Origin of the sequence: Niveispirillum sp. (assembly GCF_052437035.1) — a bacterium.
Lineage (GTDB): Bacteria > Pseudomonadota > Alphaproteobacteria > Azospirillales > Azospirillaceae > Niveispirillum.
Genome location: NZ_JBQVOH010000005.1, coordinates 182,696 through 202,301, shown reverse-complemented (window position 1 = coordinate 202,301; position 19,606 = coordinate 182,696). Strand labels below are relative to the sequence as shown.

Annotated in this window: 16 protein-coding genes; 8 read left to right on the top strand and 8 right to left on the bottom strand. The window is 65.1% G+C overall.

The window, feature by feature from the left end:
- Positions 1-199: 199 nt before the first annotated feature.
- On the top strand, positions 200-2,515 hold the full coding sequence (locus ACT6Q8_RS14650; protein ID WP_444733398.1) for a TonB-dependent receptor: 2,316 nt from the start codon (positions 200-202) through the stop codon (positions 2,513-2,515).
- A gap of 290 nt (positions 2,516-2,805) precedes the next feature.
- The gene (locus tag ACT6Q8_RS14645) at positions 2,806-3,402 is read left to right on the top strand and encodes a LysE family translocator (RefSeq protein WP_054170273.1); all 597 of its coding nucleotides are present in this window, start codon (positions 2,806-2,808) and stop codon (positions 3,400-3,402) included.
- A 65-nt stretch (positions 3,403-3,467) separates the two neighbouring features.
- Here ACT6Q8_RS14645 and sppA read toward each other — a convergent pair whose 3' ends face one another.
- The gene (sppA, locus tag ACT6Q8_RS14640) at positions 3,468-5,279 is read right to left on the bottom strand and encodes a signal peptide peptidase SppA (RefSeq protein ID WP_054170274.1); all 1,812 of its coding nucleotides are present in this window, start codon (positions 5,277-5,279) and stop codon (positions 3,468-3,470) included.
- 219 nt (positions 5,280-5,498) lie between these two features.
- On the opposite strand from sppA, the gene pabB reads away from it, so the two are divergent.
- Positions 5,499-6,965 (top strand): aminodeoxychorismate synthase component I, encoded by a 1,467-nt coding sequence (pabB, locus tag ACT6Q8_RS14635; protein WP_444733397.1) that lies wholly within the window; start codon positions 5,499-5,501, stop codon positions 6,963-6,965.
- On the top strand, positions 6,962-7,711 hold the full coding sequence (locus ACT6Q8_RS14630; RefSeq protein ID WP_444733396.1) for an aminotransferase class IV: 750 nt from the start codon (positions 6,962-6,964) through the stop codon (positions 7,709-7,711). The genes pabB and ACT6Q8_RS14630 overlap by 4 nt, the downstream gene beginning before the upstream one ends.
- Positions 7,712-7,721: 10 nt before the next feature.
- Here the strand turns inward: ACT6Q8_RS14630 and ACT6Q8_RS14625 are convergent, their stop codons facing one another.
- The 5 genes from ACT6Q8_RS14625 to ACT6Q8_RS14605 form a co-directional block, all read right to left on the bottom strand.
- On the bottom strand, positions 7,722-8,069 hold the full coding sequence (locus tag ACT6Q8_RS14625) for a DUF2200 domain-containing protein (RefSeq protein WP_444733395.1): 348 nt from the start codon (positions 8,067-8,069) through the stop codon (positions 7,722-7,724).
- Between the two features lie 9 nt (positions 8,070-8,078).
- A complete protein-coding gene (locus ACT6Q8_RS14620) occupies positions 8,079-8,447 on the bottom strand; it encodes a hypothetical protein (RefSeq protein ID WP_444733394.1) in 369 nt (122 codons plus the stop codon).
- A gap of 78 nt (positions 8,448-8,525) precedes the next feature.
- A complete protein-coding gene (locus ACT6Q8_RS14615; RefSeq protein WP_444733393.1) occupies positions 8,526-9,980 on the bottom strand; it encodes a nucleoside hydrolase-like domain-containing protein in 1,455 nt (484 codons plus the stop codon).
- Between the two features lie 104 nt (positions 9,981-10,084).
- Positions 10,085-10,474, bottom strand: coding sequence for a type II toxin-antitoxin system VapC family toxin (locus ACT6Q8_RS14610; RefSeq protein WP_444733392.1), 390 nt, complete (start codon positions 10,472-10,474; stop codon positions 10,085-10,087).
- An 8-nt stretch (positions 10,475-10,482) separates the two neighbouring features.
- On the bottom strand, positions 10,483-10,743 hold the full coding sequence (locus ACT6Q8_RS14605) for an antitoxin (protein WP_444733391.1): 261 nt from the start codon (positions 10,741-10,743) through the stop codon (positions 10,483-10,485).
- Positions 10,744-11,259: 516 nt separating this feature from the next.
- On the opposite strand from ACT6Q8_RS14605, the gene ACT6Q8_RS14600 reads away from it, so the two are divergent.
- A complete protein-coding gene (locus ACT6Q8_RS14600; RefSeq protein ID WP_444733455.1) occupies positions 11,260-12,003 on the top strand; it encodes an HNH endonuclease in 744 nt (247 codons plus the stop codon).
- A 253-nt stretch (positions 12,004-12,256) separates the two neighbouring features.
- On the opposite strand, the gene ACT6Q8_RS14595 is transcribed toward ACT6Q8_RS14600, so the two are convergent.
- Complete coding sequence (locus tag ACT6Q8_RS14595; RefSeq protein ID WP_444733390.1) at positions 12,257-12,745, bottom strand: Lrp/AsnC ligand binding domain-containing protein; 489 nt, start codon at positions 12,743-12,745, stop codon at positions 12,257-12,259.
- Between the two features lie 132 nt (positions 12,746-12,877).
- Between ACT6Q8_RS14595 and putA the strand changes: the two genes are divergently transcribed.
- Positions 12,878-15,994 carry a bifunctional proline dehydrogenase/L-glutamate gamma-semialdehyde dehydrogenase PutA gene (gene putA / locus ACT6Q8_RS14590; protein ID WP_444733389.1) on the top strand — a complete coding sequence of 1,039 codons (3,117 nt, stop codon included), beginning with the start codon at positions 12,878-12,880 and terminating at the stop codon, positions 15,992-15,994.
- Positions 15,995-16,257: 263 nt separating this feature from the next.
- Entirely contained in the window at positions 16,258-16,983 is a 726-nt protein-coding gene (locus ACT6Q8_RS14585; RefSeq protein ID WP_054168903.1) for a response regulator transcription factor, read from the top strand.
- Here ACT6Q8_RS14585 and ACT6Q8_RS14580 read toward each other — a convergent pair.
- Positions 16,964-18,550, bottom strand: a complete 1,587-nt coding sequence (locus ACT6Q8_RS14580; RefSeq protein WP_054168902.1) for a response regulator — start codon at positions 18,548-18,550, stop codon at positions 16,964-16,966. The genes ACT6Q8_RS14585 and ACT6Q8_RS14580 overlap by 20 nt on opposite strands.
- 117 nt (positions 18,551-18,667) lie before the next feature.
- Here ACT6Q8_RS14580 and ACT6Q8_RS14575 point away from each other — a divergent pair, with 117 nt between their 5' ends.
- A complete protein-coding gene (locus tag ACT6Q8_RS14575; protein WP_444733388.1) occupies positions 18,668-19,594 on the top strand; it encodes a peptidoglycan-binding domain-containing protein in 927 nt (308 codons plus the stop codon).
- Positions 19,595-19,606 lie beyond the last annotated feature (12 nt).

The window sequence follows — 19,606 nt, the reverse complement described above, 5'->3', positions numbered from 1 at the left end:
TAGATAAATACAACGGTTTATATTTTCAATTAGTTGAATATACCCAAAACCAGCACACCCGCTGGACTATATCGGACCAACATTATCTCTTGCGCAACAAAATGTAATATCGCATAATCATTATGCGAATATACGATGGCTGAGAACGTGCCAACAGCCACGCCCAAGCAAACATAAAAGCTTCCAAGGGAGGAACTTCATGTCTATCGCGGAACGCCGGGCGTGCCCGGCGAAGGGGGATTTGCGCGTCCGCTCTATCCATCGTCTGCTGCTGTCCACGGGCCTGATGCTGGCCATGGCGGCTCCGGTCGCCGCCCAGACGGCCCCAGCCCAGAATGACGGCGCGACGCTGGAAGAGATCGTGGTGACGGCGCGGCGCCGGTCGGAAGCGTTGCAGGACACGCCCGTGGCCGTCACGGCCTTCACGGCGGAAGCGCTGGAAGCGCGCAGCGTGGAGACGCTGGACAATATTGCCCGCTTCACGCCGAACATTCGGTTTGACGGTGCCGCCGCCCTGTCGGGGGGCAATTACAACGCCACCGTCTTCATTCGCGGCATCGGCCAGAACGACTTCGCGATCTTCAGCGATCCCGGCGTCGGCTTCTATGTTGATGGCGTCTATTATGCCCGCTCCATCGGCGGCATCATGGATGCGGTGGATCTGGCCAGCGTTGAGGTATTGCGCGGGCCGCAGGGCACCCTGTTCGGCAAGAACACCATCGGCGGCGCCGTCCTGATCAGCACGCAGCGTCCCACGGATGATCTGTCGGGCCGGGTGGAACTGACCACGGGCCGCTTCGACCGGCTGGATGTGAAGGGCGTGGTGAATGTGCCCCTGGCCGATGGCAAGGTGCTGACCCGCCTGTCGGTTTCCTCGCTGAACCGCGATGGCTATGCCAAGCGCCTGTCCGACGGCCAGGACATGGGCGACCGCAATGCCGACAGTGCACGGTTGCAGATCACGACGAATGTTACGGAAGATATCGATTTTCATCTGGTTGGCGATGTTACGCGGGCCCGCGAACATTCCGCCCCGAACAAGTTGCTGGCCATCGCGCCGGCGCCGGGCCTGACCGGCGTACCCTTCCTGGTGAACTACAACAACCTTGTGGCCCCGACACGCGGCGTGACCGCGCCCAACGGTCAGAAGACGCTGAACAGCTCCTTCATCACCGACAGCCCGTTCACCACCTGGGCCACCGGCCCCAATGTCAACGATCTGGACCTGTGGGGCTTGGCCGGCACCCTGACCTGGAACCTGGGCACTGTCGAGGCCAAAAGCATCACGGCCTATCGTGAGCTGCAGGCGACCTTTGCCCGAGACGGCGACAATACGCCCTTCACCTATCGCGAGACGTTCAACGACGATGACCAGTGGCAGTTCAGCCAGGAATTCCAGTTGAGCGGCGATGGCATGGATGGCCGTTTCACCTGGGTGGGTGGCGTCTATTACTTCACCGAGGAAGGCACCGACAATGCCCGCGCCGATCTGGCCATGGGCCTGTGGCCGCCGCTGGGGCCGGCACTGTCGCCCGCCACATTGATCCTGAACCGTATCGATAACACCTCCTATGCGGCATTCGGCCAGGGCAATTTCAAGCTGACGGACGATCTGTCGGTCACCGCCGGCGCCCGCTGGAACCGCGACAAGAAGTGGATTTCAGTCTTCAACCGCCGTCAGCGCGATCAGGTGGTCTTCACCGACGTGCAGCGGTCGGGCGACTGGAACGCCTTCACGCCGAAGCTTGGCCTGGAATACAAGGCCAGTGACGACGCGATGCTCTACGCCTCCGCGGGCAAGGGCTTCAAGAGCGGCGGCTACAATGCCCGCCCGCTGGCCGATGCCTCGGAAGTGACGCAGTATGAGCCGGAAACCATCTGGACCTATGAGGTCGGGGCCAAGACCGGCTGGCTGGACAACCGCCTGATCGTCAATGTCGCGGGATATCTCAGCAAGTATGACAATATCCAGCTGACCGTGAACCAGACGCCCCGCAACTTCGTGGCCAACGCCGCGAAGGGCACCATCAAGGGGGCGGAGCTGGAGGTGCGGGCCAAGCCGGCCAAGGGCCTCGATTTCGATCTGGCCGTCGGCTACACCGACGCGAAATATGACGAGGTCGGGACGGGCCTGGGCCCCACGCAGATCTTGCCCATCACCAAGGCGGCAAAGTTCGTGAAGACCCCGAAATGGACGGTCAGCACGGGCCTGCAATATACCTACGCCATGGGTGACGGCAGCACGCTCAGCCTGCGCGGCGATCTGTCGGCCTATTCCAAGTTCTACAATGACGTGGCCAATACCGAACTGGTGGCACAGTCCGGCTATGGCATCGTCAACAGCCGCCTGACCTATACCTCGCCGGATGACAGCTGGACCCTGGCCCTGTTCGCCACCAACCTGACCGACCGGCGCTATTTCGTGTCGGGCAATGCCAGCGCCGCCTTCGGTCTGGCCGAGGCCTCCTATGGCCGCCCGCGGGAATGGGGCGTGACATTGGGGGCGAAGTTCTAAGGCGGGATGTTGCTGCCTCTCCCGCAAGCGGGCGAGGGACAAAATTCCACCCCTCGCCCACGAAGGTGGGAGAGGGAGGGGCCCATTGGCACTAGCCAATGGGAGGGTGAGGGAACCACCCGCTGACATCCCGACAACCGGCACGAGCCTATCAAAAGGTCAATTTCCTTCAATACGGGATCGGGCCGGGTGGCGATAAACGGGCAAACAGCCCCGGAGACGCCACCCGTGACCCGATCCTTTGACGATAGACAATGCCGCTCCGCCATCATCGACAAACGGGGGCGGGCATGAACAGCACCCTGCTGCTGGCCATGGCCAGCTTCGCGCTTGTCGCCTCCATCACCCCCGGTCCCGTCAACAGCATGGCGCTGGCCAGCGGCGTGCAGCACGGGTTCCGGCGCAGCCTGGGCTTCGTCACCGGCGCCACGGTGGGCTTCACGGCCCTGCTGCTGCTGGCCGGTCTTGGCATGGCCGACGCGGTGGCGCGGCTGCCCATGCTGGATATGGCCATGCGGGTGGCGGGAACCGGGTTCCTGTTCTATCTGGCCTTACGCCTCTGGCGGGCCGCTGGCGGCATGGCGGCGGGTGAGGTGCCGGTGGCACCCTCGCTATGGGCCGGGGCCAGCCTGCAATGGCTGAACCCCAAGGCCTGGATCGCGGCGGTGGCCGGCATGGGCGCCTATGGATTGCAGGACGGCATGGTCAGCGTCCTGGTCTTCGCCGGCCTCTATTTCATCATCTGCTACGCGTCTATCGCTCTCTGGGCCTATGCCGGCACCTGGGCGTCGCAGATCATCGGCACGGCGGACCGGATGCGCCTTTTCAACCGCACCATGGCGGTTCTGCTGGCAATTGGCGCTGTCGCCATGCTGGCCGGCCACTGAAAATGACAAGGCCCGCCATGGCGTAAACCATGGCGGGCCTTGCATTAACAATGCAGGTACCGTGATCAGAACCCGTGCCGCACCATGGCCGGCATCAGCACCACCATGTCCTGATCCGCCTTCAGATAGGGGGCCAGGGTGGATAGGGCGGGGCGGAACGGGGCAAGGGTACGATCGGCCACTTCTGCCGTCACGGCATCGCTGACCGCCGCGCGCGCGTCACCCGACAGCAGTTCCATAATGAAGTCGAACTGCGAGCGCTTGTGCGGCAGGGTAATCGCGCGCACGGGCGCATCCTCGGCCAGCTTCAGCGCCTTGCGCACCTCGCCCATGGCGGTGGCATAACCGCCCAGCGCATCCACAAGGCCCAGTTCCTTGGCCTGACGGCCCGTATAGACACGGCCCTTGGCAATCTCCTTCACCTTGTCCAGCGGCAGGTTGCGCCCTTCGGCCACACCCTGGGTAAAGGCGGCATAGGTGCTGTCTAGGAAGGCGTTGAGGCGGGCTTCCTGGGTCTCGCTGAACGGCGTGTTGGAGGACCACATGCCGGCATTGGCACCGCGGCTGATCGGTTCGACATTGATACCGGCCCAATCGGTCAGGCCGCGCACCACCATCTTGCCGGCGATCACGCCGATGGAACCGGTGATGGTGCCGGGTTCGGCCACGATGCGGTCAGCCCCCATGGAGACCCAGTAACCGCCCGATGCCGCAACGGCGCCCATCGACACGATGACCGGCTTGCCCTTGGCCTTGGCCTTCAGCACCTTGCGGCGCACCACCTCCGACGCGACGGCGCTGCCGCCAGGGCTGTTCACACGGAACAGGATGGCCTTCACATTGTCATCTTCAATGGCTTGGTCAAAGGCGGCGGCAATGGTGGCCGCACCAAAGCTTTCGTCACCCGACAAAGGATCGGCCTGGCTGTCCCCGCGCATGATGGCGCCGTCACCGACGATCATGGCCACCAGCGGCGCATCGGTGATCGACATATCGATCCCTTCCGGCGGGGCGCGGTTATAATCCTGCAGGCTGACCAGTTCCGGCTCGCCACCGGTGCCGCCGGCGGCCTTGGCCTTCTCGATGGCCCAGTCAACCGCCTCGTCCCAATAGGCCAGCTTGTCGACCAGCTTGGCGTCCAGTGCCTCCTTGTCCATCAGCGGGGCCTTGTCCACGGCGGCGCGCACGGCGGCATCATTGATGCCACGGGCCAGCGCCACATCGGTCACCCACTGGTTGAACAGATCACCGATCAGGCTGTCGATGGCTTCGCGGTTGGCCGGGGTCGGGCCGGTTTCCGTATATTGCTCGGCGAAGGACTTGTATTCCTCGCGCTTGCGGAACTGCGGCTCTACCTTCAGCTTGTCCAGCGTGCCGCGCAGGAAGGTCAGTTCCGCCTGCATGCCGGTGATAGCCATGTCGCCCATCGGCTGCATCCACACCTGCTCGAACGCCGTGGCCAGGTAATAGGGCTGCATGCCATTGCCCATTTCGCCAAAGCTTTCGGCATGGACGATGGCAAAGCGGCCTTCCTTGCGCAGCTTGGCGATGCTGTCGCGCAGTTCCTGCGTCACCGCAAAGGAATGCACGCCATTGCCGGTGCGGGCAATGATGCCCTTGACACGCGGGTCCTTGGATGCCCGGTTCAGGGTGCGGACCACCTGTTCCACCGTGGTGCGGTGATCCCCCAGCAGACCCGCGACCGGGCTGTTCGCCGGCGCCTCGGCCAGCGGCTTTTCCAGGTCCAGTTCAAGAACGATGCTGTCGGGCAGCTTGGGCTGCCGGTTGGCCAGATGCACACCAAGGCCGATGGCACCGGCGACGAGAAGCACAGACAGAAAGCCAATGATGGCGAAAACGCGTAGGATGATCCGCATGACCCGTTCCGATTGATACCGAACCCGCCCACACTAACCGCGAAGGCAGCCGCACGGCCAGAGGTGAAACAACCCCGTTACGATGAAGTTCCCCGCCCCGCACCCAGGGCGCGAGAAGGAACGCCAATGGGATATGGGGTTGGCAGGGCATGATGCCAGGGGTTGGTGTGCGAAAGCGGGCCATTGTTGAACCCGCTCGCCCCGGTTATGGTCCCGCTCATGATCAACCCCGCCGCACTTCATGTTCTGCCTCTGACCCTGCCCGACCCGCTGGCCGCGTTTGCGGTACTGGCGGGGCAGAAGGGGGCCATGCTGCTGGATGGCGGGGCGGCGGATGGGGGCCGCGCGCGTTACTCCATCCTGGTGGCTGATCCGTTTTCCTGGATCGAAGTGGCGGGCGACGGGACGGTGACGCAGGACGGCACCCGGCTGACCCTGGACCCCTTCACGGCCCTGGAACAGGCGCTGCGCCCCTTTGCGCGGGTCCTGCCCGCCGGCCTGCCCCCCTTCACCGGTGGTGCCGTGGGCGTCATGGGGTATGAGCTGGGCCGGTATCTGGAGCGGCTGCCGGCGCCCCAGGATACCGGCATCGACCTGCCCGACATGGCCTTCGGCCTGTACGACACTGTCGCCGTTATCGACCATGCGCAGGACAGGGCCTGGGTCATCTCCGGCGGGGAACGCGAATCCGATCCGGCCCGCCGGCCCCACCGGGCCAAGGAACTGGCACAGTCGCTCAATGACCGGCTGGCCAGCGCCCCGCCGCTTTCCCGCGACAATGGCGACGGCCTGCTGCGCCGGCCAGGGTGGGAGGCGGAGCTATCACCCGCCACCTATCGCGACCGGGTGGCGCGCATCCTGGACTATATCCGGGCCGGCGACATCTATCAGGCCAACATGACCCAGCGCTTTCTGGGCCGTCTGCGCCCCGGCGTCACACCCTGGGATGCCTATCGCCGCCTGCGCCCGCGCACATCGGCCCCCTTCTCCGCGTTCCTGAACTTAGGCCACGGTCGGGCCATTGCGTCGGGGTCGCCGGAACGGTTCCTGTCGCTATCCGCCGATGGCGCTATTGAGACGCGGCCCATCAAGGGCACCCGCCCCCGCCATGCCGACGCCATGCGCGATGCCGAACTGGCCGCGGAACTGCTGTCGTCGGAGAAGGACCGGGCGGAAAACCTGATGATCGTCGATCTGCTGCGCAACGACCTGTCGCGGGTGGCAGTGATCGGGTCGGTCAGGGTGCCCAGCCTGTGGGGTCTGGAAAGCTACCGCACCGTCCATCACCTGACCTCCGTCGTCACGGGCCGGTTGAAGCCGGGCCTTGGCCCCGTCGACCTGCTGCGCGCCAGCTTTCCCGGCGGGTCGATCACTGGCGCGCCGAAAATCCGCGCCATGCAGATCATCCATGAGCTAGAGCCCGCCCGGCGCGGCCCTTATTGCGGATCGGTGATGTGGATCGGCTGGGATGGTGCCATGGACAGTTCCATCATCATCCGCACCGCCGCCATATCGGGCGACAAGGTACAGGTACAGGCCGGCGGCGGCATCGTGGCCGATAGCGAGCCGGAGGCGGAGTATCAGGAAAGCCTGACCAAGGCCAAAGCCATCCTGACCGCCCTTGATCCGGCCATGGCCTGGCCCCCCGTCATCGCGGTGGATGAGGCGGGGGAGCGGGCGGCATGAGCGTCATCTGGCTGAACGGGGATTTCGTCGCCGCCGACAAGCCGGCCCTGCTGGCTCATGACCGGGGCCTGACCCTGGGTGACGGGTTGTTTGAGACCATTGCCGTGAAGGCCGGCGTGCCGCTCCGCCTGGACGCGCATCTGAAACGTCTGCGCGATGGGGCGGATTTTCTGGGCCTTCCCGTACCGGCCGGCGATCGGGTCCTGCACGACGCCATCCTGGGCCTGCTGGGTGCCAACGGGATGGAGGGGGAGGCGGCGGTGCGCCTGACCCTGACCGCCGGCCCCGGCCCCCGCGGCCTGCCCCGGCCCGACGCCCCCACCCCCACCCTGATGCTGGCCGCCGGCCGCATCCCGGCAGAGGCACCGCCTGCCCGGCTGGTCATCGCCCGCACCACCTGCCGCAATGAGAAATCGCCTCTGTCGCGGCTGAAGACCCTGAACTACCTGGACAGCATCATCGCCCGGCGGGAGGCAACGGCACGCGGAGCCGATGATGCCGTGATGCTGAACAGCCAGGGCCGCGTCGCGGAAGCCACCGCCGCCAATATCTTCCTTTCCCTGGACGGGCATTGGGTGACACCGACCGTGGCCGAAGGCGCCCTGCCCGGCACCATGCGCGCCGCCCTTCTCAAGAACTGGCGGGCGCAGGAACGGGCCGTGACGGTGGATGAGTTGCGCCGCGCCGACGACATGGTGCTGACCAACGCGCTGGGCATGCGCAAGGTGGCGCGGGTGCTGGATTAGGGCCAACGCCTTATCCGCGCAGGATTTTCCCCATTGCCTTGCCCTTGGCCAACTCGTCAATCAGCTTGTCCAGATAGCGGATTTCCCGCATCAGCGGTTCTTCCACCTGCTCCACCCGCACGCCACAGACCACGCCGGTGATCAGGCTGCGGGCCGGGTTCAGGTTGGGCGCCCGACCCAGGAAGTCTTGAAGGTTCGTCCCAGCAGCGATCTCCGCGTCTAGCCCCTCCTGGCTGTGACCCGTGAACCAGCGGATGATCTCATCCACCTCTGCTTTCGTGCGCCCCTTCTTCTCCGCCTTGGCAACATAGAGCGGGTACAGGCTGGCAAAGCTCATCGCGTAAATCCGGTGCGTCATCGCGGTCCCTCACGCGTCCTGCTTCGGCCCCAGCAGCGGCATGACATCCACGCTGTCGCAGGGGAAGATGGTGAAATGCGGGTGCCCCGCGAACATCTCCGCCGCCGCCTGATGCGACGGTGCGCGCACCACCACGAACACAGTCAGCTCATTCACGACATCGGCGACGCCGTCGGGCGAGGTACGCTTGGTCGGCCCCAGCGGCCCGCCCTGATAGACGATCACATCCTGATGCGCCGCGTCCCAGGCGGCAAGGGCCGCCAGCCCCCGCTCATCCGTGGCCCGCCGCTCCTCTGCCCCCATCGCGTACCAAGCGCGCCAGCGCGCACTGTTCTTGTTACTGGTGAAAACCGCGAGGTAGGTTCCGTCCTGGCTCATGCACACATCTCAATCTCCTGATCCCGGCAGCGTGCAGTATGGGATAGCGGACCGCAGGCGTAAATCGACCGATGGCCCCTACCGTTTCGGCTCTATTGTCACGATCACCCGGCGATAGCGGGTCAGGGAAGGGGTGCCCTTGTCCGTGACGGCGGCGATGAAATGCGCGGTTTCAGACTTGGTCACCATCGGCGCGCGGAAGGTGACGCGGTCGATATTCTCCGCCCCCTTGGCGGGGATCGGCTGTTTCCAACTGCCGACCTCCGGGTAATGGAACCAGTGATAGGACAGGCTGTCGCCATCAGGATCACTACTGCCTTTAGCGCTCAATCGAAACAGCGTGCCTGCTGTCACGGTCAGGCGGTCGGCATGGTCCAGTGCTGCGACGGGCGGGTGGTTCGCCTTTTCCGGCGGCTGCGTGGTCCAGGCGATGCGGGCCGCGAAATCATTCTGGAACGCATCGCGCCAGCGCCAGATGGTGGCCTGAAAATGGCTGTAGCTGCGGGGACCGGGCGTGATGGCGCGGCCATGCGGGCTGTCGGTATAGGGGGTGACGGTATCGACGGCGTTGGTCCAAATGGGCCGCGTCTCCGCCTCCACCGGCACATTGCCGTTAAAGCCCTTGGGGTCCATCGCCTCCAGTGCCGGCACATAAAGCTCATACCGCCCGCCCCAGCCGCCCCAATCGGGACGGTCGGGATCGGACAGGCCCGTGGGGATCAGGCCCAGAAAGGCCGGCGTATCCCCCTCCATCCCATAGGCGACATCGGGATATTCGGCGCCAAGCGGCCCACGGCCCTGCTGGATATTGTGGGCGATCCATTTGGTGGAGATGGTGCTGTTGTCCAGCCCGTCCACCGCGACAAACATCCCACCCCAGGTGGCCGCGCCATAGCCGCCGGGACTGACGATATAGAACAGGTCGGGAAAGGTTCGCCGGATCCAGGCGCCGGCATCATCCTGATCGGAGATCGCATACACCCGCATCTTGGTCAGCAACCGCGACAGCTCCGCCGGCGACCGCGTGGCCTTCAACCTCATCAGCGCCTGGGCCAAGGTATTGGCCCCACCCCAGACGGAAACCCAGAGCGGGCGCGGGTCCGCCTTGTCCAGGGCGGCGATGATGCGCAGCACCCCTTCGCTATCCTTACCCGGCCCCGTCGCCGCCATGCCATAGGCCGGCTGCCCCGCATGCACCAGCGCCAACAGGCTTTCCGCCGATGGATAGCCCGGCGCATGCAGCAGCAGGTTGGGCTGCACATGCCCGTAGGCGGCGATGATGCGGCGCAGGCTGTCGGGATGAACCTCATTGCGCATATGGGTGGAGGTGGTGGCGACCAGCGCCTCGATATCCAGCTCATTGGCATAAAGCAGAAGCCGCACCAGCGACTGCGCATCATCCGGCTCATTCTCAATATCCGTCAGCACCACCAGCCGCGCCTTTGGTCCCGATGCGGTCGCCATCACCGCCGGCGCGGACAGCATCCCCACCATCACAACACCCAGGGCAACCCGCTGAATCCACGACGCCATTTTCCATCCCCATTTCCGCCCGGGCTCGTGCCGGGCGGGTTAGCGCTATCATTCGCAGGGAGAATACAGGGGGAGACGGTGGCGGGCTAGGGGTTCGCGACCAATCAACCCGTCATCCAGTCTTCCAGGGCAAGACCGGGTAGCTGGGCGAATGCCTGATCATTGCTGACCAGGGTGCAGCCTGTGGCGATGGCGTGCGCCGCGATCATCAGGTCCAGCGGTGCCAGAGCCTTTCCCTGCCGCTCCATCGCGGCGCGGGTTTCACCATAAATCCGCGCCACATCGCTATCCCAGGGCAGGACATCCAGGCGCAGCAGCAACTCCCCCACGACGCGGTGCAAACGTGTGGCCTCTGGCCTCTTGGCCAGCCCATACCGCAATTCAGCCTCGGTCACGGCAGAAAGGCACAAGGCGGTCATCGGGGCGGATACAACCCGGCGAACCACCATCGGATGTTCCCGGATCAGGTGGCTGACAGAGTTGGTGTCCAGCATGTAGCGGTTCAATCGTCCAGCCCCACGAACGGGTCACGGTCCTGATGCTTTTGCTGGCGCTCCCCCGGTGCCAGAAAATCATCCGGGATATCGACACCCTTCAGGGCGGCCAGAAACCCCGCCCAATCCGCCGGCTTGCGCGACAGGATCACATCCCCCGTGACGGGGTCCTGCCGGATAAACACTTCCTTCGCCTCAAACCGAAACGCCGCCGGCAACCGCACCGCCTGGCTGCGCCCATTGGTAAACAGCTTCGCTGTCTGGCTCATGATCGTCTCCCCGGCTAGTAGGTGGTAGAGATCATGATATAGACCGGGGTGGAGTGGGTCAAGGTGGGGGGACGGCTTTGCGCTTCCTTGTGGTCGTTCGGGCACTCTGGCGAACGTCTCGTCAGCGGACATTTCGCCGAACGTTCTGTCCGGAAATCCGTCCGACAAACAATTTGTCCGGATTGCCATTGCGGACGCCAATTTCCGGACCACCACGTCTTGACCGCCAAAGGACCGTTTGATGGACGGGCGTCAGCACGTTCAGCAACCGTTGGCTTGATACATGACCGCCACAGCGTGAACTTCGGAAATCCACCTTCTGTGTAGACGCGATGCTACACCGGTGACTGATAGTTTTACCTAAGGTATTCTGACGGTTGACATTCTGACGCCCTGCAGAGGTTCCCCGTGGCAACAGTGATTGATTTCCTCACGCCGAACGAAAGGCAAAAACTGGAAGCCCTGAAAGAATCAATCCGGGAGCACGAGCATACCGTGGATGAACTCCTTGAGACCATGGAAACTAAGCCCATCGAGAAGGAGATCTTTTCCGAGGGGCTTTCCGCATACGTCAGCCAGGATTTAGATCGGTGGCGTGAATGTCGTGATAGCTCCTTCTTCGCTAGGGCCACCAGAATGGTGAAACATCCCTCCAGAAGCAGGCAACTACGCCGCATTCGGGAGACGAAGTCTCCCAGGATGGCCCTTCTGCTGAAGGTGCTCTTCGGAGGCGATTCCTATGCTAAATGCCCCCGATGCCAATGGACCAAGTCACGCGAGGACGCGTTTTTCGGCCATCGGAAAGATGGCCGCTGGCGAAATGTGTGCAGGACTTGTGATGCCGAAGCTGTCCGTTCCTGGCAAAAGCGCAACCCCGATAAGGTAAAAGATCAGCAGGCCCTGCGGCGGCGGCGCATTGCCGACGCACCGGGCGAGGGGATGGCACATTGGAAAAAGAAGTTTATTCGACGTAGCTGTGGTGGGCGCTGCGCCTATTGCGATCAAGCGGTCCCGGAGGGAAAAGAAGAGTGGGATCACATGACCCCGATCTGCGACGGAGGGGCAAACACGCCCTCAAATATAACCCTGAGCTGCAGTCATTGTAATCGTCGAAAGGGTGGGTGCACTGCGGAGGACTATATAGATCGCCGGGCAAGGTTCGGTCAGCCCACCAGGAATTGGCCACCGGGTCGAGCGCCTTGGGAGCTGCGATCCTTCAAGGCCTTCACAATTAGACGTGGGTTGCCCGAAACAGATTGATCCAATGGCGTCCAACGTATACCGGTCCTTCTCGATCCCCCTTGACGAACCCAGCAGCCTGCCCAGGCAACTGAATGCCAATCGCATTTTGGATAGTCGGCCCTGTCCATCAAACCGACGTTTGACGGATCACCAGAAATAGCCGCTTTCCCCGCGACGTGAGCGAAAACCCGCCGATCTCCTTCCGGCCCCAATCTCTGCCGTCCGAGAAAGCAGCGCTCCACCGGACGTCGCCTCTCACCACACAACGCCCCTACCGCCCCGGCACCGGCACCACATGCGTGTTCTTCACCTCCTCCATCACCATATAGGTATGGGTCTGGGCCACCCCCTGGATGGAGGAGAGTTTGTCGCCCAGGAAGGCGCGGTAGGCGGCCATGTCGGCGACGCGGACTTTGATCAGATAGTCGAAGCCGCCGGCCACCATATGGGCCTCCTGGATTTCGTCCAACCGGCGGACAGCGTCGGCGAAGATTTGGAAGACATCGGGGGTGGTGCGGTCCAGGCGCACCTCGATGAAGGCCGCCAGGGAGCGGTCCAGCAATTCCGGGTCCAGCAGGGCCACATATTGGCGAATGAAGCCGTCGCGTTCCAGCCGGCGCACCCGCTCCAGACACGGCGTGGGCGATAGGTTCACCCGCCGCGCCAGCTCCACATTGGAAATGCGCCCATCCTCCTGCAGGATGCGCAGGATGTTCTGGTCGATGCGGTCCAGCTTCGCAGCTGCGGAATCGGCACTCATTATATCCTCTGGCAAAACCGAATTCTCACCAGATGATATCCTGCAAAAACCCTTTCTTTGGAGAAAAATCGTCCAAAGAATTTGCCATACTCCGAGCAATTCAAAACACCAGCGTTTCTCGGAGTTACGGCGATGTCCGGCACCGTTCTGAATGACCTGCGCAAGGCCAAGCATGCCGATGAGGTCACTGTCGTCACCGGCCTGCTGCGCAGCCATGGGCTGACCGCGGCGGAGCGGACGGGCATCCATGACCGGGCGGTGGCGATTGTGGAGGCGGCGCGCCTGCGCCGGCGCGAACTGGGGCCGCTGGATAATTTCCTGCAGGAATTCGGCCTGTCGAATAATGAGGGCATTGCCCTGATGTGCATTGCCGAATGCCTGCTGCGCATTGCCGACCCGGAGACGGCAGACCGTCTGATCGCCGAGAAAATCGCGCAGGGCCAATGGGATGCGCATCTGGGCCGCAGCGACAGCGCCTTTGTGAATGCCGCCGCCTGGGGCCTGATGCTGACGGGCAAGATCACCGATCTGGAGCGCGGTGGCGAGCGAGATGCCGGCAATTTCCTGAAGCGCATGGTGGCGCGGTCGGGCGAAAGCGTGATCCGTACCGCCATGGGCCAGGCCATGCGCGTCATGGGCGGCCACTTCGTGCTGGGCCGCACCATTAAGGAAGCCATGGCGGAGGCGCGCAAGGCCCGGCCCAGCGGCACCGTCCATTCCTATGACATGCTGGGCGAAGGGGCCCGCACCTGGGAACAGGCGAGCCGCTATCTGGATGCCTATGTAAAGGCCATCGACGCCGTGGGGGCAGAAGCGGCGGGCCGTGGCCCCGTGGCCGCGCCGGGCGTGTCGATCAAGCTGTCGGCCCTGCACCCGCGCTATGTCCAGGCACAGCATGCCGATGTCATGGCCCGTCTTGTGCCCGCCGTGAAGGGGCTGGCCTTGCAGGCCAAGCGCTGGGACATCAACCTGACCATCGATGCCGAAGAGGCAGACCGCCTGGAACTGTCGCAGGATATCCTGGCGGCCCTGGCCCATGACCCCGATCTGGCCGGGTGGAACGGGCTGGGTCTGGCCATCCAGGCCTATTCCAAGCGCACACATCTATTGGTCGACTGGCTGGTTGATCTGGCGCGGGCCGCCGGTCGCCGCCTGATGGTGCGTCTGGTGAAGGGCGCCTATTGGGACACAGAGATCAAGATGTCCCAGATCGCCAGCCACCCGGATTATCCGGTCTTCACGCGCAAGGCGGCGACGGACCTGTCCTATCTGGTCTGTGCGCGCAAGATGCTGGCGGCCAAGGACGCGATCTATCCGCAGTTTGCCACCCACAATGCCTATACCATCGCGGCCATCCTGCATCTGGCCGGCGATAACCGCGATCTGGAGTTCCAGCGACTGCACGGCATGGGCGAGCTGCTGTATACGGCGGCGCGCGAGGTCCTGCCCGCGTTCCCGCGTGTGCGTATTTATGCGCCCGTGGGTACCCATGAGGATCTGCTGCCCTATTTGGTACGCCGTCTGCTGGAAAACGGTGCGAACAGCAATTTCGTCAACGCCTATATGGACCCGGACGTGCCCGTCAGTGACGTGGTTGCCGACCCGGCCGCTTTTCTGGAGAAAGAAGGCATGCTGCGTCATCCGCGCATCCCCACGCCCGCCGACATTTATGGTGCCGAGCGTGCCAATTCCAAGGGCTTCGACCTGACGGCCCCGGAGAAGGTGGCCGAACTGACGACGCAGATGCAGGCTTCCCTGGCCCGCAACTGGACCGCTGGCCCCATCGTGGGCGGGGTTGAACTGTCCGGCCCGGCCCAGCCCGTGACCGACCCGGCCAACCGTGCCCGCACCGTGGGTACCGTCGTGTTGGCCGACAAGGCAGCGGTGGAACGCGCCCTGTCCCTGTCCGCCGCCGCGCAGAAGGACTGGGACCGTGTGGGCGCCGATCACCGCGCCGCCTGCCTGGACCGTGCCGCCGACCTGATGGAAAGTGACACGCCGGCCCTGATGGCCCTGCTGGTGCGCGAGGCGGGCAAGACCCTGCCCGACGCCGTGGCGGAAGTGCGCGAGGCCGTGGATTTCTGCCGCTATTACGCGGCCCAAGCGCGCACGGGACTGAAGCCCGTCCTGCTACCGGGTCCTACGGGGGAGCGCAACGAGCTGCACCTGACGGGCCGCGGCATCTTTGCCTGCATCAGCCCGTGGAACTTCCCACTGGCCATTTTCGTGGGTCAGGTGGTGGCGGCCCTGGTGACGGGCAACGCCGTCATTGCCAAGCCCGCCGAACAGACCCCCCTGATCGCGGCGGAAGCCGTGCGCATGCTGCACAAGGCCGGTGTGCCGGGCGATGTGCTGCACCTGCTGCCGGGTGATGGCGCGACGGTGGGTGCTGCCCTGGTGGCCGATACCCGCATCGCCGGTGTCTGCTTCACCGGTTCCACCGAAACCGCCCGCCTGATCAACCGCAGCCTGGCCGACCGTGACGGCGCCATCGTGCCGCTGATTGCCGAAACGGGCGGTCAGAACTGCATGATCGTGGACAGCACGGCCCTGCTGGAACAGGTAGTGGATGATTGCGTCACGTCGGCGTTCCAGTCGGCGGGACAGCGTTGTTCGGCCATGCGCGTGCTGTTCGCGCAGGAAGAGGTGGCGGACAAGCTGGCCGACATGCTGGCCGGCGCCATGGACCTGATCCGTCTGGGCGACCCCATCGACGTGTCCACCGATGTCGGCCCCGTCATTGATGATGACGCCCGCGACATCCTGATCGCGCATGCCAGCCGCATGGATGGCGAGGCGCGGCTGATCAAGGCCGTGAGTGTGCCGGACGCGGTGCAGAACGGCACCTTCTTCGGCCCGCGCTTGTATGAGATCGACAGCCTGTCGCGCCTGAAGCGCGAGGTGTTCGGCCCCATCCTGCATATCGTGCGCTTCAAGGCGTCGGAGCTGGACAAGGTGGCGGCGGAGATTGCGGCCACCGGCTATGGCCTGACCTTCGGTGTGCATAGCCGCCTGGAAGGCCGCGCCCAGAACCTGTTCAAGACGCTGCCTGTCGGCAACACCTATATCAACCGCAACATGGTGGGTGCCGTTGTCGGCGTGCAGCCGTTCGGCGGCCAGGGCCTGTCCGGCACGGGTCCCAAGGCCGGCGGCCCGCACTATCTGCACCGCTTCGTCACCGAAAAGACGCTGACCGTCAATACGACGGCCTTCGGCGGCAATGCTTCGCTTCTGGAACTGGGAGCGTAAAAGGACCCGCCGGGGCGCAAGCCCCGCACCCCGGCACGGGTGGCGGCAACGCCGACAATCTGGTGTTTCCGTCTTAAATAAAAATACAACTTTAAGACAGCAGTCCGCGTACCGCGCCGTTGGGCGGTGGTCTCCCATGCGGGGGATCATCGCCCAACGGCTTCATTTTTCTGTGAAAAAGGGCTATAGCCGGAAGAACGTTCCGCGCCGGGCGCTGTTTCCGCACCGGCATCCCGCACCCGCTGGATGGAGTTCCCTTCCGGATGTCCGAGATCGCCGATGCCCCACTGGTTCTGATCGTCGAGGACGAGCCGGCGACGCGCGCCCTGCTGGCCGGCTATTTCCATGAGGCCGGTTTCCTGGTGGCCGAGGCGGAAGATGGCAAGCAGACCCGTGAGGTCATGCTGCGTCAGCCGCCTGATCTGGTGCTGCTGGATATCGAGCTGCCGGACGAGGATGGGTTCAGCTTGGCCCGGTCCATCCGCGAAATTTCCAATGTCGGGATCATCATCGTCACCCAGCGCGCCAATGATGGCGACCGCGTCTTCGGGTTGGAGACGGGCGGCGATGATTATGTGACCAAGCCGCCCAACCCGCGTGAGCTGCTGGCCCGTGCCCGCAACCTGCTGCGCCGGACGCATCCGACCAAGATGCACAAGGCCGAGGGCACGGTGCGCTATTTCGCCGGCTGGACCATGGATCTGGCCCGCCGCCGTCTGGTCGATCCGGCGGGGATTGAGGTGCGGGTGACGCGGGGCGAGTTTGAGCTGCTGGGCCTGCTGGTCCGGTCTGGCGGGCGCGTGGTGACGCGTGATCAGTTGATCGACGCCGTCAGCGGCACCGACCGCAACCCCAATGACCGCACCATCGACGTGCTGGTCAGCCGCTTGCGCCGCAAGATGCAGGATAGCGGCTCGCTGGACGTGATCATCACCGAAAAGGGCCTGGGCTACCGCCTGGCTGCCGAGATTACGGACCAGCAGCCGTAAGCCGGTCGCGGCGGTAACCGGCCAGGGCCGCTTGACCGGCGGCGAAGGCGGCGGGGAACTGCCGTGCCGCCGCCAGGGCCGTATCGCCATCGCCATTCCGGGCGGCACTGTCCGCCTGCTTGGCCAGCCGCGCCAGCACGCCCAGCCCAACGGTCAAGGCACCAGAGGCTAGCTTATGCGCGGCCTTGCCCACCTCCGGCACATCACCACGGTCCAGCGCCTGCGCCACGGCTGCCAATGTGGCCGGTGCGTTGCGGCTGAAGCTGTCGATGATCTGCGCCACCCGTTCGGCCCCCAGAATCGACAGATGTTCCTCCAGCACGCCCAGGTCCAGGACCGGCCCCGTATCCGCGGGGGCCACGGGGCGGGCGGGTACGGGGGGCGGTGGCGGAGGGGGGGGCGGCGCGACCGCGATGACCGGGGCATACTGTGCAAGCAGCGGGTCCAGTGTCGCCGCCAGCGTGTCGGGGGTTGCGGGCTTGCCCAGGATGGCGGCCAGTCCGCTGCGCTGCCGCTGCCGGTCGGTGATCCGGTCGGCCCGCCCGCGCAGCAGGACAACCGGTGGCCCCCCACCCCGCCGGATGCACCATGCCAGGGCCAATCCGCTGTGCTGGCCGATGCGGGCGGAGACAAGGGCGACGTCCGGCCCCTCCATCAGCGCCATTTCCAGCGCCATCTTGGCATCGTCCGTCTCCTCCACCCTGTACCCCGCCTGCTCCAGCAGCAACCGCGTCAGGGTGCGGCCCACGGCATCATCATCCACCACCATGGCGGAACGGCCATTGGCGGCGCCTGCCGGGCGCACGGGTGAGGGGCCGGGACCGGAGAGGGCGGCCGGGGGGGGCGGCGACACCATGGCGCGCAACGGCTCCGCCTTCGCCACCGCCCCGCCACCCAGCCGTTGCCGGACCAGCGCCTGCATGCCAGACACTTCGTTCCGCAGCAGGCGCAGTTGGATGGCCTGGGCCGGCGATACCGGGCCGCTGGTCAACCCGTCCAGTTCCTGGGCCATGGCGTTCAGGCGGCTGTTCAGGCTGTCGGCGGCCAGCCGCAGCACAGGCATCGGCACCGCCGCATCGGCGGGCGCGGTCGGCGCTGCCGCCGGCGGCAGCGGATGCGACACCTCCCGCAGCAGCGGTGCCGCCACAGGCAGCAGCAGGAACCCGGCCAGCGTGCCACCCGCCATGGCCGTCGCCCCCACACCCGCATCAACCCAGAAATATGTCGCCGCCACCTGACCCGTGACGGTGCCCACCAGCCAGAGCGGCGGCAACCAGCGCGGGGCGCGCGGTCCCCGCCACCACCACAGGATCAGCAAGGCCAGACCCAGGAGGCGCAGGCCCAGCATGAACGGGGCAATGCCCAGAAGCAGCGCATCCAGAAGCGCCATGATGGCCAGCCACGCCCCACCCGCCAGCATCAGGTCGGGCGGTGGGGCCAGGTCGGGCACAGTTGCGGCAGACAGCCTGTCGTTGCTGGAATGCGTCAATTCGGCCTTCGAAAGGACATGATCCATATCCATGTATAGGCTGCGGCGGCGGGCCGGTCCATCATCCGCATCTGCCATGATGCGACCGCACCCCTGTCGCACTTGCCAACGGATATTGGCGGTGTCATCCCTTGATGATGCGCCGCAACAACAGTGTGGCCCTTTTCCGTCCCGTCTATCACAGGGGTGTTCGTCTTGTCCGCGCCGGTCCGTATCCGTCCCGCCCGTCACCACCGTTCCAAGGCCGGCATGGCAATGCTGTCCCTGCTGCTGCTGTCGGCGGTTCCGGCTGCGACCGCGCAGGATCAGGGACCCAATGCCGCCACCATCCAGTGGGCGCAGCAGATCATGGATCAGCAGGGTTTCTACCAGGGAAGGGCCAGCGGCAAGATGGACAGCGCCACCGCCGCTGCCATCGCCGCCTATCAGAAGAAGAACGGGTTGAAGGCCACAGGCCGCCTGGACCAGGGCACCATCGATAGCATGATGCGGGGCCGGCCCGAACGGACCGGTGTGGGCAATCTGGCCGACCCGACCAGCCGCGCCAAGGCCAGCGCGCCCGTGAACCTGCGTGAAGCCGATGTGAAGCCGCAGGCCGCCCCCGTGGCCGCCTCTGTTGATCGCGGCACCGGCACCGAAAGCACGGTCCTGGGCGTCTCCCGCGGCGGCGGCGATCTGCCGGCGACCACGCACCAGCAGCAGGCGGCATTGCCGCAGACGGCCGCCCCCGCCCCGTCCGCCAGCCCCGCCGCCCCCGTCAGCAGCAGCAATGCCCAGCCCGACGCCGCCCCACGCAGCTCGGTTGAAACCGAAGTGACGCATGAAAACCCGGAGGAGGCCGGTGGCTTCAGCCCGGACAGCCTGCCCGACTGGGTGCGTTATGGCCTGATGGGTGGCATCGGCGCGCTTCTGGTCGGCATGCTTGGCTTCTGGTGGGGCAGCGGTCGCCGGCAGGTGAAGCCGGCAGCAAAGGCCAAGGGCCGCCGCCCGGCCCCGCCCCCGCCGCCCGCCGGTAGTGGCGTCCGCCGCGAACCGACCCTGGGCGGTCCCGCCCCCGGCCCGACTGGCCGGCGCGAACCGATCATCACAGCCCCCACCCGCGATCCGCGCCGGGTGGGCTAGTGCTGTTTCCGG